The sequence below is a fragment of the Rothia sp. HMSC073B08 genome, from assembly GCF_001812975.1.
In the GTDB taxonomy this organism is placed as follows: Bacteria; Actinomycetota; Actinomycetes; order Actinomycetales; family Micrococcaceae; genus Rothia; species Rothia mucilaginosa.
The window spans coordinates 1-21392 of record NZ_KV811085.1 but is presented as its reverse complement, the minus strand read 5'-3'; the positions used below and the strand labels follow the sequence as shown (position 1 = coordinate 21392).

Below are 21392 nucleotides of genomic sequence, written 5' to 3'. Positions count from 1 at the left end.
GCCGGGGGTGAAGACACACACAACGTGTCTTCACCCCCGGCTTCGTTAGCAACCTAAGGTCAAAAGGCCGTGAACGGCGCGCCTAGAAGAGCTTTTCACCCTCCGGGCTAACCGCCAGCGCAGCAGAAACAGCCGCATAGTTCGGGCCCACAATGCCGATGCTCTGAGTGAGCATCACACCGGAACCGTCACGGGCACCGTGCTCGGTCGGCAGGGAACGAGCCACACCGCCGGAGGACGCCGCCTTCGCCGGGCCCACGCCCACCCACGCCAGAGCCAGCTGGCTCTCACCGGTGAGGAATCGGTGCGCACGCACACCGCCGGTCGCGCGGCCCTTCTGCGGGTACTCGCTCAGCGCGGTGACCTTGGCGCTCGCCAGGCCATCCTTGCCGTTGGTGACGGTCACGACCTCCGCCGCGTCGCCGGGCGCGGTCACACCCAGGGCGATGAGGCGATCGCCGTCGGCAAGCTTGATGCCTGCGATACCGCCGCCGGTGCGTCCCTGCGGGCGGACCTTTGCCGCGTCGAAGGTCAGCAACTTCGCATCGCGAGTGACGAAGGTGAGCACCGCATCGTCGGTGGGGCAGGGGGCGGCGGCTACGATTTCGTCGCCGTCCTTGAGCTTCATGATGTCCCACTCGGTCTGGTTCAGCGGGTAATCCGGGTTGAGGCGCTTGATTACGCCTCCCGCAGTTGCTAGCGCCAGCACCGTGTTCAGCGGTACGAGGGCGACCAGCTTCTCACCCTTGGCGAGCTGAACCAGCTCGGCTGCCTTCACAGCAGACGTCATGGAGGGGGTGCCGCCGTTCTCGTCCAGCACCGCAATGTCCATGACGGACAGACGCACCATGCGTCCTGCGGAGGTCACGGCACCGATCTCGCCGCGCGCGGTGGTCGGCACAATCGAGGTGAACACGTCGTGCTTGAAACGCTTGCCGGGATCCACGAGCGCCTCGCGGATGGGCTTGCCGGGGGTACGTCCCATCATGCCGGATGCCGAAAGTAGCACCCAGCAGGGATCATCCGCGATTTCGAGGGCGAGGCCCAGGCTCTTCTTCGCCTTGGACTGCGCGGTGACTGCCTCAATGGCGACCTGCATGTCGTCCTTGGTTTTGAGCTGGGTGCGGCGGTCGGTGCCGTAGCGTTCGGCAACTTCGGCGAGCTCGTCGGAGACCAGTTCGCGCAGTGCCGCATCGGAGCCGAGGATACGCTGCAATTCCGCAATTTCCTGCTGCAGGGTGTCGCGTTCTGCCTCGAGTTCCAGGCGGGAGTACTTGGTGAGCTGGCGCAGGCGCAGCTCCAGGATATGGTTCGCCTGGGTGTCGGTCAGGTCGAAGACGGCCTTCAGCTTTTCGCGTGCCTGAGCGGTCTCGTCAGATTCACGAATGATCTGGATGACCTCGTCAATGTCGAGGATCGCCACGAGCAGGCCCTCCACCAGGTGCAGGCGGTCGGTGCGCTTGCCCAGGCGGAATTCGGTGCGGCGGCGGACCACGTTCAGGCGGTGGTCAATGTACACGCGCATCAGGTCGAGCAGGCCAAGGGTCTGCGGCTGACCGTCCACGAGCGCCACGTTATTGATACCGAAGGAGTCCTCAAGCGGAGTGTGCTTGTAGAGGGCGGCGAGCACCGCCTCCGGGTTAAAGCCGTTCTTGATTTCGATGACGAGGCGCAGACCGTTGGTGCGGTCGGTCAGGTCGACCACGTCGGAGATACCGGTGAGCTTCTTGGAGCTGACGCCGTCCTTGATCTTTTCGATGACCTTTTCGGGGCCGACCATGTACGGCAGTTCGGTCACAACGATGCCCTGCTTGCGGGGGCTGACCTGCTCGATGGAGACCTTCGCGCGGGTTTTGAAGGTGCCGCGGCCGGTTTCGTAGGCGTCACGGATGCCTCCCAGACCCACGATGGTGCCGCCGGTGGGCAGGTCGGGGCCGGGGATGAACTTCATGATGTCTTTGAGGCTCGCCTCGGGGTGGGCGATGAGGTGGCGGGTACCGGCGATGACCTCGCGCAGGTTGTGCGGCGCCATGTTGGTTGCCATACCGACCGCGATGCCGGTGGTGCCGTTGACGAGCAGGTTCGGGAACGCTGCGGGTAGCACGGAGGGCTGCATGAACTGGTTGTCGTAGTTCGGTACGAAGTCAACCACGTCTTCTTCGAGGTCGGCGGTGAGTGCCTGCGCGGCGGGTGCCATGCGTGCTTCGGTGTATCGGGCGGCTGCCGGACCGTCATCGAGGGAGCCGAAGTTACCGTGACCGTCAACGAGGGGCAGGCGCAGCGCGAAGGGCTGGGCGAGGCGCACCATCGCGTCGTAGATGGCGGCGTCGCCGTGCGGGTGGAGCTTACCCATGACCTCGCCGGTCACGCGGGCGCTCTTGACGTGGCCCTTGTCGGGGCGCAGACCCATCTGGTGCATCATGTAGAGGATGCGGCGCTGCACGGGCTTGAGGCCGTCGCGGGCGTCGGGGAGGGCGCGCGAATAAATCACCGAGTAGGAGTATTCCAGGAAGCTGGTTTCCATCTCGGCGGATACGTCGATGTCGACGATATTCTCTACCACATCCACCGGGTAGTCGCTGACGGCGGATTTGGATCGGCGAGCCATATATCTCCTCGTGTCGGTGTGTTTTCGCTCCTCTTATTTTAGCGGGTGGTAGCGGATGAGACGGGCTGGTTGGTCGGCGTCATCTGTGGGGTGCGCCAAGGCGGTTGCGGGGCAGTAACCGAAGCATACCGGGGGATTGCACACCGTCATATGAGCCTGTATTAGCGTGGTCAAGTAGCACAGCCCGGCTGGAACCCTCTAAGGTAGAGGGGAGTAATACCTAACCGCCTTCATCGTGTGCGCCGACCGACGTCGCCTCATGAGGGCACCGCACGAAAGAGGTACGATGTACGCCACCACCCCCGAACGCGAGCAACTGGTCGCAGATATTAAGCATGCCGGTTTCTACCCCGACCTCGTGCTGGAAGTGGTGGATGACGCGCTGGCGGGCATGAACCCGGACGCGCACTTCGTACAGCATGAAACCCACTTCTCCCGCGATGATTTTCACCGCCACATCACCGTGATGGTGCTCTGCGGTGAGCACGTCATCTTTGCGCACCTGGACGACCAGCACCTTGAAGGTGACGCGCAGGGCACCGTGGCGCATGTGAGCGTGGAGGCGGTGCACCTGAGCGCCCTGAACGCGGTCACCATCAGCTACGGTTTCAGCCAGCCGCAGGCGTACAACGCCGGTAGCACCGCCCCGACTGAGATTTCCTTCCAGATTGCTTGGACCGGTTCGCTGCACATGGAGCTGGCTCCTGCTGGCTGCCAGGATCCGCAGTGCAACGCCGACCACGGCTTCACCGGCGATGCGCGCCGCGAGGACATTGCGGTGCGTGTTTCTGCGACCGCTGACGGTCCTGAGTCGGTTCAGCGTGCGCAGCATTTTGCGCGTGCTCTGCACCGTGCCCGCATGTACGCAACCCGCCGATAAAAACCAGCGCCCCAACGGCGCTCGCTACACCCCTAAGACACCCGAGAGGAACTTATGACGGCCCCGTCCCGCACCGAACAGCCCACTCTGCACGATGTTCTGGGCGCGCCGTTGCCTCCCGCGCCCGCCTACGGTAGCAATAGCATCGCCGATGTGCTGGAGTCCGCCTCCTCTCTGGTGGCTCAGCGAAGCCTGGCGCGCCCCGCGCACGCGCTAGATTCCGACCCGGCGTTCCACGCTGTTGCCGACCCGCTGAACCTTGCCGGCCGCCTCGCGGAGCAGGATGTTGACCCGGTGTCGTTCCGTCACGCCTGCGTGATCATGGTGGACGGCCTGGGCGAGCAGCTGCTCAACAGCTACGGTGGCTACGCGCCCGCCCTGCGTAAGACCCTGAACCTGGGCCCGCTGGACGCCGCGTTCCCCACTACGACTGCCGCCTCCCTGACCTCGCTGGGTACCGGCACGGCACCCGGCGCGCACGGCATTGCCGGCTATGAGGTGCGCAACCCGGCAGGTAATGGGGGAGCGGGCTCGGTCATGAACCACCTGTCCGGCTGGGATCAGTCGGTGGACCCGCACGCCTGGCAGCCGCTGCCGACCGTGCTGGAACGCCACCATACGAACCGCCGCGTGCTCACCATTTCGCTGGGTAAGTACCGCGGTACCGGTCTGACGGAGGCGGCGCTGCGTGGCGGCGACTTCGTGGATGCTGTCGGCTATAACGCCCGCGTCACCTACGCCCTGGAGGCGCTCTCCAGCCGCACCCCCACCACCGTGTACCTGTACTGGGGCGAGATTGACGCGGCGGGCCACCGCTACGGCGTGGGTAGCGACGAATGGCTACAGCAGCTGGAGGAACTGAACTCGGCGCTGAAGCGTCTGGCGGAGCGCGCCCCGGCGTGGGCGGCACTCTTCGTGACCGCCGATCACGGCATGGTGAACGTGCCCGAGCACCAGCGCATCGACTACTCGGGCGTGGAGGAGCTGACCCGCAATATCGCCATGACCGCCGGTGAACCGCGCGCCGTGCACCTGTACCTGGAAGACACCTCGGAGGCGGCACGTACCGCCACCGCTCAGCGTTGGGCGCAGTACTGGGGCGAGCGCGCCTGGGTGATTGACTCTCGCGAGCTGATGCGCGCCGGCTACTTCGGCCCGGTCATCACGGATGCGGCGCGCGGCCGCATTGGCGACCTGATGGTGTGCGCTCGCGACGATTGGGCGCTGTACGATATGCGCCACTATCAGGAGCGTGCCCTGCACATGGTTGGTCAGCACGGTTCGCTGACGGACGCTGAGCGTCTGGTGCCGTTGCGCATGCTCAAGACTTTCTAAAGTACTAGTCTTCTAAAACGCTGGAGGATAAACGAAAACCGCTGGTTATTCGGGTGAATAACCAGCGGTTTTCGTATGTCTAGAGGCCCTTGACTAAAGCCCTCGTCTAGATGCCCTTAATCGGACGGGCGCGAGGGTGCTCGCTTACTTGCGGCCGCCGAAGATGATGTCGTCCCAGGCGGGAACGCTCACGCGCTGCTTCTTCGAGGAAGACTTGGGCTTCTCGGCCGCGGAGGCGGGCTCAGCCGGTACCTCAGCTGCGGGCTCAGGCTGTGCTTCAGCTGCGGGCGCCTCAGCAGCGGGTGCGTCCTCGACGGGTGCCGGCAGGGCGAAGGACTCGACCGGAACGGATTCAACGGGTGCTTCCGAATCCACAGCCAGCGGGTCGGTGGTTTCGAGGGTGGTTTCTGCGGTGGGCTCGGGTGCAGCAGGAGCCGCAGGTTCTACCGGCGCAGACACACCAGGTGCAACAGGTGCCGCGGGCGCAGCCGGTGCTACAGGCTCAGCGGACTCGCGGTGTACGAACACCTCGGGCTCTTCAACCTGCGCCGGGCGCACCGAGCGGGCGCGCTCCAAAAGCTCCTTGAGCTTACGCTCATCGGCGCTCTCAGAGGAAGTAAGGGGTGCCGGTGCGGGCTCGGGTGCCTTCGGCAGTCGGGCGGGAGGAACCTCCACGGGAGCCTTCTTTGCGGCGGCGGCAACAGCGTCCTCACTGTTGCCCATCAGGAAGTACGCCGCCTCATTCGACGCGTACAGGCCCTGGTTCGCCGGGTTGTACACCCAGCGTGCGGGGAAGACGACCTGCGCGGGCAGGTTCTGACGTACTGAATCCTTCAGCGCAATATCAACCTCAACGCGCCACTGGCCGTTCTCCTGCTGGCGGGTGGTCCAGTCCTGGGTTGCGTCCTCAAAACCGTAACGCTCGGAGACTTCCTCAATGCGGGCGCTCAGGGTCACGGGAATCTGTGCGGTACCCGAAGCGGAGCTGCGGCGACCAATCTTCACGCTCTGAGCGGCACGAATAATGTGGGCACGCTCAGCAACGATCGGCCACTCGTAGCGGCGCACGCGCTCCGGCTCCCAACCGGACTCTTCAGCGATTTCCTCAACGGAGGCACCCTGACGGAAACGGGTCTGAATATCGCGCGGACCGTAGGTGCCCTTAGCACCCAGACCGCGGGCGGGCTGAATACGGCGAGCCTTGGTGATGCTCGTGCGCAGGTTCGCGTCAATCGGCAGCAAGAAGCGGGTGCCGTCAGCAGACTCAAGCACCAGATTTTCGCCGTCATCGTGAACGCCAATCAGACGCAGTTCAAGCATGAGAACCTCCATAGGTGAACCGGACGCGTTCGTGAATGTGTTGCACGGAACGCAAACTACCTACCAGGGTACCGTGAAAGCGCGGTAAATCAGTAGCGGAGGCGGGATTTTCACCAAAAAAAGATGTACTTTTCGCACCGAAAAAGCTAGAATGTGACGCCTAAACAGTCCAAAGCCTACCCAGGATTAGACAAATAGGGTGCCAATGGTGAACAATACCTGGCATGCCGTCGGGGTTAATTACACACCAGCGGCACCTAGAGCACTCAATAAACCAGCGTGGCCTAGTCCAACACACAGCCACAGAACCAACGGAGCGTGAAAGTTTGGCAACTGATTACGATGCACCTCGCAAGCAGGACGAAGAGCAGAACGAAGAGTCCTACGAGGAGCTGAACGCCCGCCGTTCCGAGATGCAGTCCGGTGCGGTGGACGAAGACGAGAACAGCGCAGCAGAAAGCTTCGAGCTGCCCGGTGCTGACCTCTCCAACGAGGAGCTGAACGTTGTTGTTCTGCCCGCTCAGGACGACGAGTTCACCTGCGCATCCTGCTTCCTGGTGCGCCACCGCTCGCAGATTGCACGCGAAGAGGGCGGCCTGTCCTACTGCATCGAGTGCGAGGGCTAAAACTTTAGGGAAGGGCTAACACCCACCCGACATACACCTCATGACGGGGCGAGTGCCGAGTGCACCCGCCCCGTTGAGTATGTGAAAGCCGCGCACGCAAGAACAGCGCCGCGTCGCACCCAACACGGCACGCCGCCGCACGTGCTGAACGCGAACACGCAACGAAAACACCCCGCAGTAGAGTCTCAACACAGCGCGAGGTGATGGCACAGACACCCGCGAAAGGTTAGAGTATTGACCATGATGACCCCCGTAAACGTCCACATTAAGCTGCTCGACCCCGAGTTGCCCGCACCCGCCTACGCAAAGCCCGGCGACGCCGGCGCTGACCTGCGCTCCCGCATCGACTTCGAACTGGAACCGGGCGAACGCGCCCTCGTCCCCACCGGCGTGGCAATCGCCCTGCCCGAAGGCTACGTTGGTCTGGTGCACCCGCGCTCCGGCCTGGCAACCAAGAACGGTATCACCATTGTGAACGCACCCGGCACCGTTGATTCCGGCTACCGCGGCGAGCTGATGGTCACCCTGCTCAACACTGACAAGACCAAGTCCTTCCACGTGCAGCGCGGCGACCGCATCGCTCAGCTGGTCATTCAGAAGTACGAGCACGCAACCTTTACCATTGTGGACGAACTGGATCAGACCGAACGCGGCTCCAGCGGCTTCGGCTCCAGCGGAATCCACTAGTCTGCTCTCACCGCGATTGTCGCACGAGAGAAGAGAAGAAACCCCCGCACCCTGCGTGCGGTGAAAGTAGGAATACCATGTTCGGATTTGGTAAGAAGAAGCACGCCGAGGAGGCTGAAAAGGCCGCCATCGACAAGGCTGTCGCCGAAGAGATTGAGGAGACCAACGTCGAGGTTGAGGAGCTGAAGGAAGAGGAGAACTCTCCCGAGGTCATCAAGTACGACCGCGTCAACGGCCCGCACGACATTGAAGAAGTCACCGCCGAAGACCTCGAAGACTACGTCGACCTGGGTGCGCTGCGCATCAAGCTGCTCGACGGCATGAACCTGCGCCTCGAAACTGACGACGCAACCGGCGCGGTTATCGCCGCAACCATCACCCGCGACGGCGCGACCCTGCAGGTGCAGGCATTCGCCGCACCGCGCACCACCGGCATCTGGGACGACATCCGTCACGACCTGACCGAGTCCGTCGCCTCCCAGGGCGGCATCGTCGAAATCTACGCCGGCGTATTCGGCGCCGAGATGCTGACCCGCCTGCCCGCCGTCACCCCGGACGGTCAGCCCGGTGAGCGTATCGCCCGTTTCGTGGGTGTGGACGGCCCCCGCTGGTTCCTGCGCGGCGTCATCTCCGGCGCGGCTGTGCTCGGTGACGATAAGGCTGCCGCCTCCGTGGAGGAAGTCTTCCGCACTGTCGTGGTGGACCGTGGCGACGACCCGCGCCCGCCGCGCGAGCTGCTGCCCATGACTCTGCCCGCCGACCTGGTCGTTGCGGCTGAGGAAGAGCCCGCCGTGGAGGAAGAGACCGAGAACGAGCACAGCAAGCTGCGCCCGATGCCTCGCCGCGGCCCTGAGATTACCGAGATTGGCTAATGCCTGAGTTCTCGAACTACCCGAGTGCGCTCGCGGTTCCTGAGGAGCAGATTCTTGCTCCCGGGTACCCCGAGCGCTTTCGCGTACGCCTTGCCGGACGCGTGGAGCAGGTATGGCTGCCTGCGCTGCAGGATAAGCCGATGTACCGTGCCGAGCTGGTGGTGGCTAAGTCGAAGCCCCTGCAGTGGTCGAGTCCGCTGGCGCTGATTGGTATGCCGATTGTGGAGCCGCCCGGTGAGGATTTCGAGGAGGAATCCGAGGACCCCGAGAAGCAGCACCATCTGAACACGGCGTCTTTGGCGACCGTGGCGGTGCAGGAGCCTCACGAGGTGTCTTTCCCGCCGTATGCGCCGTTCAACCCGGGGGATAGGGTGCTGCTGAAGTGGCAGGGGCAGCAGATGGTGCCCGGCGTGCTTGCCGGTGCGTTGTTGCGCTGTTCCGGTGTGGTGTCGGTGAGAGCTCATCAGCCGGTGATTTATAACCCGCGCTATGAGATCGTGCCGCAATTCTTTGCTGAGAAGGGAAAACATGAGCGCTGAGCAGTCTTCGACCCAGCCCGATCCGAACGCTAACCCCGCAACTAACCCGGCTGCTGACCCGGCGCGGGAGGAAAATCAGCTGGCGCAGAGCCTGAGCGCCTCCATGGGTGCGAATATGCGCCGCACCGCCAACGGCGATGTGGATATTCTGCACGCTATCGGCGGCTGGCGCGGCCTGGTGGAATCCTCCCTGCCCGCTGTGGCGTTCCTGGTGTTGTTCACCGTGACGAAGGAACTGAACCTGTCCCTGATTGCGGCGCTGGCTGCGGCGGGCGTGTTCACGCTGATTCGTCTGGTGCAGGGCTCTAAGCTGGTGAGTGCGCTGACCGGTCTGGTGGGCGTGGCGATTTGTGCGTTTGCCGCGTACCGTACCGGTAATGCGAGCGACTACTTTGTGGTGGGCTTCTGGACGAACGGCGTGTACATCCTGGCGTATCTGCTGTCGATGCTGGTGCGTTGGCCGCTGATGGGTCTGATTTTCGCGGTCATTCGCGGTGAGGCGCTGAGCTGGCGCCAGAACCCGGTACGCCTGCGCCAGTACATGCTGGCCACCTGGATTATTACCGTGCTGATGCTGCTGCGCCTTGCCGTGCAGGTGCCCCTGTATTTTGCGGATAATGTGGAAGCGCTGGGCGCGACCCGCCTGATTATGGGTCTGCCGCTGTACGCTTTGGGCGTGTGGCTGGCGTGGCGTGTGTCGGCTCCCGAGGAGGCGCCGGTGAGCGAGGACCCCGAGGCGCTGGATGCTGAAGAAACTGAGGTGCCCGGAGATTCTGAAAGCTCCAAGAACCGCTAAATCACAGTCCGCGACTTCGTGAAATAGCTTCATAAAAGTAAGCGAAAGCCCTGGTACCCGTATGGGTGACCGGGGCTTTCGCCTCCTCAAAACTTATGTATAAACGCTATGCAAAAGCTTGCGCATAAACGCTTAGGCGAACAGTGCGCGAATCTGGTCCTCACCGGCAATGGTCGTGATGAAGAACAGCTCGTCGCCGCCCTCAATCGCCACGTCGGAACTGGGCGGGATTGGCGCGCCGTCACGCAGAATTGCGGTGAGCACCGTATCGGCGGGCCACTGCACGTGGTCCACGCGGTAACCGATGACGGGGTGGTCATCCGGCACGGTGTACTCGGCGAGGGTTGCGCCGCCAGCCTGCAGGGTCAGCAGGCGCACCACGTCGCCGACTTCCACGGCTTCCTCGACGAGGGCGGTCATCAGACGCGGGGTGGACACGGCAACGTCCACGCCCCAGGAGTCGTCAAAGAGCCACTCATTACGCGGGTTGTTCACGCGCGCCACGGTGCGCGGCACACCAAACTCACTGCGCACCAGCAGGGAGACCATCAGGTTTGCCTTGTCGTCACCGGTTGCGGCAACGACCACGTCCGCCTTGTTCGGGTGCACCTGGCGCAGCACGGACAGTTCGCAGGCGTCACCAATATGCCAGCGCACGCCGGGCAGATCGGCGCGCTTCTTGACTTCGGGCTTGGAGTCGATGATGGTCACGTCGTGGCCGTTCATCATGAGCTCTTTAGCGATGGAGGCGCCCACGGAGCCGGCACCAACAATGAGGACCTTCACTTACTTCTCACCTTTCGAGGAATCACGATGGCGGCCGATGAGCTCGAGGGGGTCGGGCAGCTCCGGGGGAGTGTCACCGAGGTGGAATTCATGCTCGATAACGGGGCCGTCGTTGTGCGCCTGCTCGGCGGGTTTCTTCGGGGCGTGGGGGTGCTTGCGGTGGCCCGAGGCGGGGGCGTAGTTCGCCTCCACTTCTTCGTCTTCAACGCGCGGCGGGCGGGAGAGAATACGGGTTACGTCCGCAACGTCGTCGGTGCGCATCATGACGTGCACGCTATCGCCCTGCTGGTAGGCGGAATCGGGGCGGGGGAGCATGCCCTCACCAAAGCGGGTGATGTAGGCGATGCGCACCCCGGCGGCACGTTCGATACTGGTCAGGGCGTGACCCGCCCAACCGTCGTCGAGCGGAATCTCGGTGAGCATGAGGCGGCCCGAGGGTTCACGGAAGTCGCCCTTGAGCGCCTGCTCGGGCAGCAGGCGGCGCAGCACCTGGTCGGTGGACCAACGCACCGAAGCGACCGTGGGAATCCCCATGCGCTGGAAGAATTCGGCGCGGTTCGGGTCGTACACACGCGCCACAACGTTCTTCACCTTGAACATTTCGCGTGCCACACGGGCGGCAATAATATTCGAGTTATCGCCCGAAGAGACGGCGGCAAAAGCGTACGCCTCGGTAATGCCGGCACGGTTGAGGGTGTCCTCATCAAAACCGACACCGGTCACCAGGCGGCCCTCAAAGCCTTTACGCAGCGGCTGGAAAGCACGTTCGTCCTGGTCAATGACGGCGACCGTATGCCCTGAAGCTTCCAGAGTGCGCGCCAGCATGACGCCCACGCGTCCGGCACCCATAATGACGAAGTGAGGCATACATCCCTCCGAGTGTTGATGTTTTACGGTGATAAAGCGTTACCGCCTACCTCTACCAGTGTAATGGGCGGGTGAGCCTCCACGCCGATGCTCCGTGATATTCCGCTCGCAATGCCCACTATTCGGCTGAATAAAATTGAGCTTTGAAGCCGCGACCGATAGCCTTAACAGCGTGAGGAATCGTTGGGATAGGATGCGCATCGCCCTGACCGGTCAGCCGGTCAGCACGCGAAATCTTTCGGCAGTCGCGCTGCCGAAGCGCTACGCCCTGCCTCTTTTCGGTGCCGACGGCATCTCTTCGGTCGCCTACGCAGCCGACCAGATGATCCTGACTCTTGCCGCCGCGGGTGCCTCTGCGCTCGCTTTTTCACCCTGGATTGGTTTGGGTGTGGCGATGGTCGGTCTGCTGGTGATTGGCACGTACCGGTACAACATCAACCAGATTGCTTCCGAGGGCGATATTCAGCTGGTGCACCGCAAACTGGGTGCGTTGCCCTCAATCGTGATGGGTGCATCCTCGCTGATGGACTATATGCTCACGGTGGCGGTGTCTATGTCTTCGGCGTCCTCATTTTTGGTGGCGCTGTACCCGCAGATTCAGGATTGGCGCACCCTCATTGCGGTGCTGCTCATTGTTGCCCTGACGCTGTTTGCGTTGCGTGGCGTGCAGTTGCTGGGAAAAATCGCATACTGGCCGCTGTATGTTTTCTTGGCGCTGTTGGGGGTCACCCTCATTGTGGGTTGGGTTCGTGCCGCCACGGGTACGCTGCCGCTGGCTGAATCGGCGACCTACGTGATTGCCCCTGAGCTGGAGACCCATTCGCTGGAGGGCCTGGCGCTGGTGCTACTTCTGGCGCGTTCGTTCTCTGCCGGCCTGGTGGCGTTCTCGGGTGTTTCCACGATCTCTAATTCGGTGAAGTATTTCCGCCGCCCGAAGAAATATAACGCGGCGGTCACCATGATGCTGATGGGCCTGATCACCTCGGTCCTGCTGGTGAGCCTGCTCGGTTTTGCGGCGGCAACCCGCGTGCACATGGTGCACGATACGACCCGTTTCTTGTTCATTGACGGGCACACACCGGGGGAGTATTTCCACCAGAAGCCGGCGCTGTACCAGGTGGCTTTGGCGATTTACCAGGGTGCACCGTTCTTCGCGCAGCTGCTGGTTTTTGCGACGGTGGGCGTGCTGATTATTGCCTCGCTGACGGCGTTTACGGGCTTCCCGGTGATTGCCTCGTCGCTTGCTGATTACCAGTACCTGCCGGTATTCTTCCGCAGCGTGGATTCACGCGGCCTGTACGCGAACGGTGTGCTGGCGCTGTCGGCATTCTCAATTTTCCTCACCTGTATTTTCGGTTCGGACGTGTACTCGCTGATTCAGCTGTACATTGTGGGCATGTGCCTGTCCATGATGCTGGTGCAGCTGGCGGTGGTGCGCTACCGCATGCGCCTGCTGCGTATTACCCTGGCGCAGATGCCGCGCCGCGCCCTGCTACGCGATATTGCGGTCTCTACGGTGGGTGTGGTCGTGACCACCGCGGTGCTGGTCACCATCGTGGTGACGAAGTTCGCCGCCGGCGCGTGGCTCTCCCTTGGAATGATTGCCCTGATGGTTGGAGGTATGGTTGTGACTCGCCGCCACTACGATGCGGTGGATGCCGCCCTGGACATCCCCCTGAACGCCGAATCCGTTGCGGATGTGGCGGCCCTGCCTTCGCGTGTGCACGCCATCGTGTACGTGGAGCGTGTGCGCCGCCCGGCGGTTCGTGCCCTCTCGTATGCGCGTGCCGGCCGCCCCTCCACGATTGAGGCGCTGACGGTCAACAACGACCGCGCCGCCCTGGACGTTGTGAAGAAACGCTGGTACGCCCTGGGTATTCCGGTGCCGCTGTCGGTGATTGATTCGCCGTACCGTGACACGGTGGAGGCTGTCGTCTCGTATATTCGCCGCCGCCGCAAGAAGTCGCCGCGCGATATTTTGGTGGTGTACCTGCCGGAGTTCGTGGTGGAGCATTGGTGGCAGCGTATTCTGCACCGCCGCACGGTGCGCCGCCTCAAGCAGGCGCTTCTGCACGAGCCTGGCGTCATGACGGCGACCGTGCCCTGGGCGATGCACGAGGACGAAGTGTATGATGAGATTTTTGATCAGCGTTTACAAAGCGAAGAATCAACGGTAGAAGCAGAAGGCCCAACGGAAGCTGTCGCCCCGAAGATTACTCGTTCAGCCGGTGGAGGCCGCGAGCTGATTCAGAGTAACCGCCACGCGGTGTACCGCGGTCGCCTGCACGAGGCGGACGCTGTGGCGCGCGAGAAGAAACGCCAGCCGTAATAATCGCCCAGCGCCCAGCATGATTGCCCAGCGCCCAGAAATATTTGCCTGGTGCCCAGCCCGGTCAATTGCCCCGTAACTTTGCTTTGAGCACCCCGCATAGCGCCTGGACTTTGCCCTTTGCAACCTATTTGGTGCCCCCTGCGGGGCGTCGGAATCGGAGCAAAAGCACAATCCGGTGTAAAATAGTTCACATTAAGTGATTCTTTAGGAGACAATGCTGTGACTCACCCTGCTACCACGCCTGCCGCCTCCAAAAAAGTAGACGGATACAGCGTCGGGCAGACCCTCACCGTCACCTGTGAGGCACCCGCACACGGCGGCGCCTTCGTAGCGCGCACCGAACAGGGCGTCATCTTCGTGCGTCACGGCATCGTCGGCGAACAGGCAGAAGTGCGCATCACCGCCATCGGTCCCAAGCGCCGCTTCTACTTCGCAGATGTTGTCTCCGTACCCGTACCTTCCCTGGCACGCCGCCCCCACCCCTGGATTCAGGCGGATGCGCTCGCAACCGACGAGGAACGCGCCGCAGCAACCGGTGTACCCGAACTACTCGGCGGCATGGAATACGGTCACATCAGCCTGGCTGAGCAGCGACGCTACAAGACCGATATCGTCCGCACCCAAATCAACCGATTGGGCGGTCTGCCCCTCGAATCGCCCCTGCTGACCAACCTCATCGTTGAAGAGCTGCCTCTGCGCGATAACAGCGAGGGCCTGTCCTGGCGTACCCGCGTGCGCTACAACGTGACTAAGGTCCGCACCCAGCCCGGTAACGAGCCCAGCGACGAGCCCGGCAACCAGAAGAACACCGACCAGAAGAACAGCGTCGGCAAGAAGAGCCCCGCCGTCACCTGGCGCGTCGGTATGCACCCCTACCGCGCCTCCCAGCCCGTACCGGTCGTAGACTTTCCCCTCGCCGCACTCGAACTGCGCAACCTAGAGCTTGAGAAACTGAACCTGCGCGGCGTACGCGAAGTCGAGGCAACCGTCTCCTCCCGCGGTAGGGTCCTCCTGCAGTTCATCGTTGACCCGCGCTTCTCCATCGAAGAGGTCGCCAAGGACATCGAACAGCAGGCAGCCGACGCCTGGGGACTGCTCGCCAAGCGCAAAATCTCGCTCTTCTTCACCCCGCAGTCCACCTCCAACGGCAAGCCCAAGCGCCGCCGCCCCGGCTCCTCCCACACCCCCTACCGCCGCGTACCCGAAGGCGACCAGCTGCTCGGCGCGGGCCTGCGCTCCGTCACCGAAGAAGTCACCTTCGGCTCCCGCCGATTCAGCTACCAGGTATCCGCCGGCGGCTTCTGGCAGATTCACCGCGCCGCCCCCTCCACCATGGTCGGAACCATGCTCACCATGCTCCGCCCGCAGGAAGGCGAATGCACCCTCGACCTGTACGCCGGCGCGGGCCTGTTCACCGCCGCGCTCGCGGACGCCGTGGGCGCAACCGGTACCGTGGTCAGTATTGAGGGCTCCCCGGTGACCCATAAGGATGCGCGCTCGAACTTCGCGCCGGATGGTTGCTCCCGCACCGAGAACTCTGCGGACACCCGCATTGAGGTGATTCGCGGCGACGTGGCACGCCATCTGGTGGATTTGAAGACCGCCCTTGAGTTTGGTGAAATCCCCGCTATTGATGCGGTGGTCCTTGACCCGTCCCGTGAGGGCGCGAACCGAACCACCCTGGAACGCCTGGATGCGCTGGACCCCAAGCGTATTCTGTACGTGGCGTGCGATCCGGCATCCCTGGGTCGTGACACCGGTATTTTGCGTGAGTTGGGTTGGGACATGGTGCAGCTTCGGGCGTTTGATATGTACCCGAATACGCATCACGTGGAGTCGGTGGCGCTTTTTGAGCGTGCCCCGGCGAAGCCTCGTCCGCGCCGCCGTCGCACCAAGTAGCGCGCAGCTAGTAGCCGTAACAAAGAAGCAAATAATCGCCGTGTTGGGCGGGTTGGGCTGTTCACCAGCCTGCCCACTAGGGGTTATTTCAGGCCGTTTTCGCTCAACCCGGTGCGTCTTGCTCTGCGGGCACATAAATCTGCTTTTTGGCACCGTAAACGGTAGAATCATTGAAGAACCAACGCACGGAATGAGCCGTGCCCCGACCTTGAGGAGTGTGGGTGTATGTCCGCTGAAAACGCATTGCCGCAGGAGGAGACCCCGAATAGCGCCGCCGGTGGCGCACCCACCGCCGACTACAGCATTGGCAATGGTGCCACTGCCAAGTTGCTCCCGGGTATTCAGTCCCCGGCGGACCTGCAGAACCTCAGCTACGAGCAACTGGAGGAGCTCTCTAAGGAAATCCGCCAGTTCATCGTGACGAACGTGTCGGCGACCGGCGGTCACCTGGGCCCGAACCTGGGCGTTGTGGAGCTGACCCTCGGCATTCACCGTGTCTTCGAATCTCCCAAGGACAATATTCTTTTCGACACCGGCCACCAGTCCTATGTGCATAAGCTGGTGACTGGTCGTCACGCGTTTAAGACTCTGCGTCAGAAGGGTGGCCTGTCGGGCTACCCGGATCGTGGCGAGTCTGAGCACGACATTATTGCGTCTTCGCACGCCTCCAGCTCGATTTCGTGGGCTGACGGTATTTCTCGCGCGCACAAGCTCAACGGTGAAGATGACCGTTACACCGTGGTCCTCATTGGTGACGGTGCGCTGACCGGAGGCATGGCGTGGGAGGCGGTGAACAATATTGCTGCCGACCGCACCCGCAAGGTCGTGATTGTGGTCAACGATAACGGCCGCTCCTACGCGCCGACCATTGGCGGTTTCGCGAACCAGCTCTCTGAGCTGAAGCACGGTGTGCAGCAGCAGGTGGATCGCGTGCGCCTCGATCACCGCTACGACAGCGCTCTGGATGCAGTGCGCATCGGTCTGCAGCGTGGCGGCCCCGTCGGTCAGATGGTGTACCGCGGCCTGCACGGCATGAAGGCGGGCATTAAGGACGTCGTCGTACCCAAGGGTATTTTTGAAGACCTGGGTATGAAGTACGTGGGCCCCATTGACGGCCACGACCAGCAGGCTGTGGAGAACGCACTGACCGCGGCGAAGAACTACGCCGGCCCGGTGATTGTGCACGCCATTACCGAGAAGGGCCACGGCTACGCGCCCGCCCGCGCGAATGAGGACGACCAGTTCCACGCGGTGGGCCAGATTGACCCGCTGACCGGTGAGGATGTTTCGACCAGCACCTCCGAGTCGTGGACCGGTGTCTTTGGTCGCGAAATCGCAGATATTGCGGATGAGCAGGAGAACGTCGTCGGTATTACCGGCGCGATGCTGATTCCCGTGGGTCTGCGCGAATTCCAGAAGCGCCACCCCGAGCGCGTTATTGACGTGGGTATCGCTGAGCAGCACGCTGTGGCGATGAGTGCCGGCCTGGCGTACGGCGGCATGCACCCGGTGGTTGCCCTCTACGCTACCTTCCTGAACCGCGGCTTTGACCAGCTGCTCATGGATGTTGCCCTGCATAAGGCGGGCGTGACCGTGGTGCTGGACCGCTCCGGTATTACCGGCCCGGACGGTGCAAGCCACCACGGCATGTGGGATTTGGCGATGCTGCAGTTCATTCCGGGTCTGCACCTGGCGGCTCCGCGTGATGGTGCGACCCTGCGCGAAGAACTGCGTGAGGCTGTAGCTATCAACGACGCACCGACCGTGATTCGCTACCCGAAGGGCTCCGTGGGCGAGGACATTCCCGCCCTGGAGCGCCGCAGCGACGGTGTGGATGTGCTGGCACGCACCGGTGAACCCCACCCGGAAACCGGTCAGCGTGACGTGCTGTTCGTTGCTGTGGGCGCTATGGCTCGCGTGGCTCTGGAAGCGTCCAAGGTGCTTGCCGCCGAGGGTATCCAATCCACCGTGGTTGACCCGCGCTGGGTGATGCCGGTGCCGTCTTCAGTCATTGAGCTGGCTCGCGATCACCGCATTGTGGTGACCATTGAGGACGGCGTGCGTTCCGGTGGTGTGGGTTCGCGCATCCGCCAGGAAATGCGTGCGGCTGGCGTGGATACCGCGCTGAGCGAGCTGGGTCTTCCGGCGGAGTTCATTCCGCACGCTTCTCGCGAGCAGATTCTGGAAGAGGTCGGCCTGACCGCGGAAACCATTATCGCGGACCTGCGTGCGCAGCTGGCTGGCGATAAGGTGCCGTTCGCTCGTGAAGAGGGCCAGAAGCCGCGCCACACCCGCTAAACGGTCGTACCTGAGATGTGCTGCCTAAGCTTCTCTCAGTAGCGCGCCGCAATAGTAGGCATCAGTAGCGGGCACCATAAGACAGCACAAAGCCCCGCCCATCGATTGTGATGGGCGGGGCTTTGCTGTGCGCAGGTCTTGCTGTGTAGAGGTTTTGCCGTACGTAGGTTCTGAGCCGCCGGTTTAGGAATCCTTGGAGGTGTGGGTGACGAAAATTTTGCCGCCCTTCACCTGCACCGGGTAGCTGGTCAGCGCCTCCTCTGCGGGGCCGTGCACGACCGAGCCGTCAGCTACGGCGTACTCGGAGCCGTGGCAGGGGCACACGATGCGGTTGGAATCCTGCACCTGCACCTGGCAGCCCTGGTGGGTGCAGACGGTGCTGAACGCCTTGTACTCACCCGCGGACGGCTGGGAGACGATAACGGTCGTGGAGCCGTGAGTCAGGCGTGCCGCCTTGCCCACGCCCACTGCGGAGGCGGAACCCACCTCAACGGTGCCTTCGGGCGCGGTAACGTTGGAGTCACCTTCAGCGCAGGAGGCGAGCAGCGCACCGGATGCGACGGCACCGGTGATGAGGGTTGCGCGGCGGGAGAAGACGCGAGCAGAAGATTCAATCTCGGCGGTAGCTGCTGCGGCGTCGACGGCATTAGACTCGACTGCGGCAGATGCAGTAGCGCCAGATTCAGTAGCAGGGGAGGCGCATGCCTTCTGAGAGCGGCAGCATCCGTTGGGTGCGGGCATGGTGGTTCCTTTCGTGTACTCTCTCCACCCTATGCCGGTTGGGGACAAAAATCGAATGAGAGCAGGCTAAGCTTGGTTCACGTTTGCACACGAAACAAAATCCCATGGCAAACTACCGAGACATACTCCCGCGAGGCACACAAAGTGCCGGTCGGGCGGTCGCCTCAGCAACACACCCAACCGGCACGCACATCTATTCAACGTTAGAGAAATCTACCCCAGGTGACGGGCAAAAATCGGCGCAATCACAGGGGCAACCAGACCCGTCTGCCACGAACGCGCACCGTACTCAGCGAGCGCATCCCGCAGGGTCTGCTCGTCAAAACGAGCCGGCGGCTCCCAGCAGAGGCGGCGAACATAATCGGTCGTAATCAGGTTCTGCGCCGGAATGGTCAGCTCCTCCGAGAGCTCATCAATTGCCTGACGAACCTCGGTGAACAGCGCCAAGTTCTCGGGGCGCTTGGACTCCCACGCCTTCAACGGCGGCGGGGCAGTCGACGGCAAAGTGAACGGTACGGCGTTCTCACCGCGTGCCGCCGCGGCAATAGCACGCACCCAACGCGGGCCCTCACGACGCAAACCACGCGTCTGAAAACCAGGAATCGACATGATAGCGGGTACGTTACGCGGCATGGTGCGTGCCGCCTCCACAATCGCAGAGTCGGGCAGCAGACGCTTCGCGTCAACGTCCTTCTTACGCGCCAGCGAGTCACGCTCAAGCCACAGGTTACGCAGCGCCGTCAGCTGCTTGACCGAACGCAACATCGTGCGGCCCTTCGTCTTACGCCAACGCTCCGGCTGATCCGTCGGATCTTTCACCGGGGTCTTGCACAGGTACTCGAACTCCTCCAGGGCGTACTGCAGCTTACCCTGCTGGCGGAGCAAATCCTCCAACGCGTCACGCAAATCAATGAGCACGTCAACGTCCAGCAGCGCATAGTTCAGCCACGACTCCGGCAGGGGACGGCGCGACCAGTCTTCCTTCGAGTGCTTCTTCGCCAGCTTATAGCCGAGCAGCTCCTCAACGGTCGCACCCAGGTTCACGCGCTCCAGACCGGCAAGACGCGCACCAAGCTCCGTATCAAACAGACGGTTCGGGCGCATACCGAGCATGTCCAGGCTCGGGAAGTCCTGAATTGCGGCGTGAATAACCCACTCAGCATCCGCCAGAGCATCGTTAATAATGCGCAGATCCTTAAACGCCTCAGGGTCAATCAGGTACAGCTGATCTTCACGCTTAAGCTGCACCAAAAAAGCACGCGAACCGTAGCGGATGCCCTGGGCACGCTCAGTATCAACAGCCACCGGGCCGGACGCCGCCGCCAACTGCTCAGCGGCACGACGCAGACCGCTCTCAGTGGTGATGAGAGTCGGAATCGGTGCGGAAGGGGTCTCCAGAGGAACAACGTCCGGAACTTCGATACCGTTAAGGGTCAGCTGAGGGGTGCCTGCGGCATTCTGTTCAGCTGCGGTACTCATGCACTCAATCCTTTTCCTCTGCCTGGTTCGACGCGCCCATACGATGGGCCAAATGCCCGGGTAGGCGTACGCCCGAGCAAACATGAGCCCGGGCGGGGTGACGTGCCCGCGAAGGCACTACGCCATTCTACCCGCCCGAGCTTAAAGCCTCGAATTTAGAGAGACTCACAATAAGGGGTTCACCTGCGTGCCTGCTGGGGGGGGGTATCGCCGGGGTTTATTCGGCGGATTCCGCCTCGTCAACCGGAGTATCACCAGGCTGTGCTTTATCAGGCGCGGCTTCACCAGCCGGGGCCAGCGTCAGACACACCGAATTAATGCAATACCGCAAATCCGTGGGAGTCGGGTAGCCCTCACCCTCAAACACGTGACCCAGGTGCGAATCGCAGGCGGCGCAACGCACCTCCACACGGCGCATACCGAACGTCGTGTCCTCCAGGTAACGCACACGGTCCTCAGCCAGCGGCGCGAAAAACGACGGCCAACCACAATGCGAATCGAACTTCTGATTGGAACGGAACAGCTCCGTACCGCAGGCACGGCAAGAATACACACCCTCCGTGTGGGTGTTCCAGTACTCGCCCGTGAACGCGCGCTCGGTGCCGCCCTCACGCAGAACAGCGTACTCTTCAGGCTTGAGCACTTCACGCCAGTTCTTGGCGATAGCACCCACGCCGGGTAGCGAATTGCCCATCATGACTCCTTCAGTTTGCTCTCATGCCCAGGCTCCTACGGCATATGTAACGCCGCGGCCGGGCGGATTATTCCCGCTGAGCGCGGACTAAGCGCGGATGTCAGCGTACTTTCCGTTGGTGAGCTTCAGCAGGTCGTCGGGGGCGAGCTCGACGTCCAGTCCACGCTTGCCTCCGGACACCATGATGGTATCGAAGAGCTGGGCGCTTTCGTCCAGGAGGGTGGGGGAGGGGGTCTTCTGACCCAGCGGAGAAATACCGCCCACCACGTAGCCGGTGCGGCGTTCGGCGACCTTCGGGTCGCACATGGAGGCGTTCTTCCAGCCGAGGGCAGCGGCGGCAGCCTTAATGTTCAGCTTGCCAGAGACCGGCACGATTGCGACGGCGAAATCCTTCTCGTGCACAATCAGCAGGGTCTTGAACACCTGCTCCTCGGAAGCACCGAGGTTCTTCGCGGCTTCTTCCCCGAAGGAGGTGACGCCCTCAACGTGCTCGTATTCGCGCATCTGGAAGGGGGTGTTCGTCTCGGTCAGCAGTGCTACGGCGGCGGTTGCTGCGCCGCTCTTCTTACCTTTAGTTTTCTTAGCCATAGACACCATTTTACGGGCTCTTCCGAGTTGAGTGTGGGTGACCGG

General features: G+C 62.6%; 18 protein-coding genes. 10 read left to right on the top strand and 8 right to left on the bottom strand.

The annotated features are described in order from the left end of the window. Nucleotides 1–82: 82 nt before the first annotated feature. Nucleotides 83–2608: a DNA gyrase/topoisomerase IV subunit A gene (locus HMPREF2884_RS07430; RefSeq protein WP_070616498.1), complete on the bottom strand. Its 2526-nt coding sequence runs from the start codon at nt 2606–2608 to the stop codon at nt 83–85. A gap of 286 nt (nt 2609–2894) precedes the next feature. Between HMPREF2884_RS07430 and HMPREF2884_RS07425 the strand changes: the two genes are divergently transcribed. Further along, complete coding sequence (locus HMPREF2884_RS07425; protein WP_005506389.1) at nt 2895–3488, top strand: DUF5998 family protein; 594 nt, start codon at nt 2895–2897, stop codon at nt 3486–3488. A 54-nt stretch (nt 3489–3542) separates the two neighbouring features. Then, nucleotides 3543–4823, top strand: a complete 1281-nt coding sequence (locus HMPREF2884_RS07420; protein WP_070506588.1) for an alkaline phosphatase family protein — start codon at nt 3543–3545, stop codon at nt 4821–4823. Between the two features lie 144 nt (nt 4824–4967). Here HMPREF2884_RS07420 and sepH read toward each other — a convergent pair whose 3' ends face one another. Next, a complete protein-coding gene (sepH, locus tag HMPREF2884_RS07415; RefSeq protein ID WP_180950426.1) occupies nt 4968–6143 on the bottom strand; it encodes a septation protein SepH in 1176 nt (391 codons plus the stop codon). 326 nt (nt 6144–6469) lie between these two features. On the opposite strand from sepH, the gene HMPREF2884_RS07410 reads away from it, so the two are divergent. From HMPREF2884_RS07410 to HMPREF2884_RS07390, 5 genes are all read left to right on the top strand, one after another. Beyond that, nucleotides 6470–6769, top strand: coding sequence for a DUF4193 domain-containing protein (locus HMPREF2884_RS07410; RefSeq protein ID WP_005506382.1), 300 nt, complete (start codon nt 6470–6472; stop codon nt 6767–6769). Nucleotides 6770–7009: 240 nt separating this feature from the next. Next, complete coding sequence (dut, locus tag HMPREF2884_RS07405) at nt 7010–7456, top strand: dUTP diphosphatase (RefSeq protein WP_070616494.1); 447 nt, start codon at nt 7010–7012, stop codon at nt 7454–7456. Nucleotides 7457–7533: 77 nt separating this feature from the next. Then, nucleotides 7534–8328, top strand: a complete 795-nt coding sequence (locus HMPREF2884_RS07400) for a DUF3710 domain-containing protein (protein WP_070616492.1) — start codon at nt 7534–7536, stop codon at nt 8326–8328. After that, nucleotides 8328–8867 (top strand): hypothetical protein, encoded by a 540-nt coding sequence (locus HMPREF2884_RS07395; protein ID WP_005507846.1) that lies wholly within the window; start codon nt 8328–8330, stop codon nt 8865–8867. The genes HMPREF2884_RS07400 and HMPREF2884_RS07395 overlap by 1 nt, the downstream gene beginning before the upstream one ends. Continuing rightward, nucleotides 8857–9663, top strand: coding sequence for a DUF3159 domain-containing protein (locus HMPREF2884_RS07390; protein WP_070616491.1), 807 nt, complete (start codon nt 8857–8859; stop codon nt 9661–9663). The genes HMPREF2884_RS07395 and HMPREF2884_RS07390 overlap by 11 nt, the downstream gene beginning before the upstream one ends. A gap of 132 nt (nt 9664–9795) precedes the next feature. Here the strand turns inward: HMPREF2884_RS07390 and HMPREF2884_RS07385 are convergent, their stop codons facing one another. Together HMPREF2884_RS07385 and HMPREF2884_RS07380 are read right to left on the bottom strand one after the other, a co-directional pair. Then, entirely contained in the window at nt 9796–10449 is a 654-nt protein-coding gene (locus HMPREF2884_RS07385) for a potassium channel family protein (protein WP_049337396.1), read from the bottom strand. Next, nucleotides 10450–11316, bottom strand: coding sequence for a potassium channel family protein (locus HMPREF2884_RS07380; RefSeq protein ID WP_070616489.1), 867 nt, complete (start codon nt 11314–11316; stop codon nt 10450–10452). It abuts the gene before it with no gap. A 193-nt stretch (nt 11317–11509) separates the two neighbouring features. On the opposite strand from HMPREF2884_RS07380, the gene HMPREF2884_RS07375 reads away from it, so the two are divergent. The 3 genes from HMPREF2884_RS07375 to dxs all read left to right on the top strand — a co-directional run bounded on the left by HMPREF2884_RS07375 (nt 11510) and on the right by dxs (nt 17845). Beyond that, a complete protein-coding gene (locus HMPREF2884_RS07375) occupies nt 11510–13645 on the top strand; it encodes an APC family permease (protein WP_070616487.1) in 2136 nt (711 codons plus the stop codon). A gap of 222 nt (nt 13646–13867) precedes the next feature. Then, nucleotides 13868–15547: a class I SAM-dependent RNA methyltransferase gene (locus tag HMPREF2884_RS07370; protein WP_070616485.1), complete on the top strand. Its 1680-nt coding sequence runs from the start codon at nt 13868–13870 to the stop codon at nt 15545–15547. 225 nt (nt 15548–15772) lie between these two features. Further along, nucleotides 15773–17845, top strand: coding sequence for a 1-deoxy-D-xylulose-5-phosphate synthase (dxs, locus tag HMPREF2884_RS07365; RefSeq protein WP_083309682.1), 2073 nt, complete (start codon nt 15773–15775; stop codon nt 17843–17845). A gap of 183 nt (nt 17846–18028) precedes the next feature. On the opposite strand, the gene HMPREF2884_RS07360 is transcribed toward dxs, so the two are convergent. From HMPREF2884_RS07360 to ybaK, 4 genes are all read right to left on the bottom strand, one after another. Continuing rightward, complete coding sequence (locus HMPREF2884_RS07360; protein WP_070616483.1) at nt 18029–18586, bottom strand: Rieske (2Fe-2S) protein; 558 nt, start codon at nt 18584–18586, stop codon at nt 18029–18031. A gap of 213 nt (nt 18587–18799) precedes the next feature. Further along, nucleotides 18800–20065, bottom strand: coding sequence for an HRDC domain-containing protein (locus tag HMPREF2884_RS07355; protein WP_070616482.1), 1266 nt, complete (start codon nt 20063–20065; stop codon nt 18800–18802). A 217-nt stretch (nt 20066–20282) separates the two neighbouring features. Continuing rightward, nucleotides 20283–20759, bottom strand: coding sequence for a peptide-methionine (R)-S-oxide reductase MsrB (msrB, locus tag HMPREF2884_RS07350; protein WP_070616480.1), 477 nt, complete (start codon nt 20757–20759; stop codon nt 20283–20285). 87 nt (nt 20760–20846) lie between these two features. Then, nucleotides 20847–21347 carry a Cys-tRNA(Pro) deacylase gene (gene ybaK / locus HMPREF2884_RS07345; RefSeq protein WP_070616652.1) on the bottom strand — a complete coding sequence of 167 codons (501 nt, stop codon included), beginning with the start codon at nt 21345–21347 and terminating at the stop codon, nt 20847–20849. Nucleotides 21348–21392: the final 45 nt, after the last annotated feature.

What these genes read in the sequence shown, in the direction of transcription:
- HMPREF2884_RS07430 (WP_070616498.1), bottom strand. Translation starts at nt 2,608, where the DNA reads ATGGCTCGCCGATCCAAATCCGCCGTCAGCGACTACCCGGTGGATGTG.
- HMPREF2884_RS07360 (WP_070616483.1), bottom strand. Translation starts at nt 18,586, where the DNA reads ATGCCCGCACCCAACGGATGCTGCCGCTCTCAGAAGGCATGCGCCTCC.
- HMPREF2884_RS07425 (WP_005506389.1), top strand. Translation starts at nt 2,895, where the DNA reads ATGTACGCCACCACCCCCGAACGCGAGCAACTGGTCGCAGATATTAAG.
- msrB (WP_070616480.1), bottom strand. Translation starts at nt 20,759, where the DNA reads ATGGGCAATTCGCTACCCGGCGTGGGTGCTATCGCCAAGAACTGGCGT.
- HMPREF2884_RS07400 (WP_070616492.1), top strand. Translation starts at nt 7,534, where the DNA reads ATGTTCGGATTTGGTAAGAAGAAGCACGCCGAGGAGGCTGAAAAGGCC.
- dut (WP_070616494.1), top strand. Translation starts at nt 7,010, where the DNA reads ATGATGACCCCCGTAAACGTCCACATTAAGCTGCTCGACCCCGAGTTG.
- ybaK (WP_070616652.1), bottom strand. Translation starts at nt 21,347, where the DNA reads ATGGCTAAGAAAACTAAAGGTAAGAAGAGCGGCGCAGCAACCGCCGCC.
- HMPREF2884_RS07355 (WP_070616482.1), bottom strand. Translation starts at nt 20,065, where the DNA reads ATGAGTACCGCAGCTGAACAGAATGCCGCAGGCACCCCTCAGCTGACC.
- HMPREF2884_RS07395 (WP_005507846.1), top strand. Translation starts at nt 8,328, where the DNA reads ATGCCTGAGTTCTCGAACTACCCGAGTGCGCTCGCGGTTCCTGAGGAG.
- HMPREF2884_RS07375 (WP_070616487.1), top strand. Translation starts at nt 11,510, where the DNA reads ATGCGCATCGCCCTGACCGGTCAGCCGGTCAGCACGCGAAATCTTTCG.
- HMPREF2884_RS07390 (WP_070616491.1), top strand. Translation starts at nt 8,857, where the DNA reads ATGAGCGCTGAGCAGTCTTCGACCCAGCCCGATCCGAACGCTAACCCC.
- sepH (WP_180950426.1), bottom strand. Translation starts at nt 6,143, where the DNA reads ATGCTTGAACTGCGTCTGATTGGCGTTCACGATGACGGCGAAAATCTG.
- HMPREF2884_RS07420 (WP_070506588.1), top strand. Translation starts at nt 3,543, where the DNA reads ATGACGGCCCCGTCCCGCACCGAACAGCCCACTCTGCACGATGTTCTG.
- dxs (WP_083309682.1), top strand. Translation starts at nt 15,773, where the DNA reads ATGTCCGCTGAAAACGCATTGCCGCAGGAGGAGACCCCGAATAGCGCC.
- HMPREF2884_RS07380 (WP_070616489.1), bottom strand. Translation starts at nt 11,316, where the DNA reads ATGCCTCACTTCGTCATTATGGGTGCCGGACGCGTGGGCGTCATGCTG.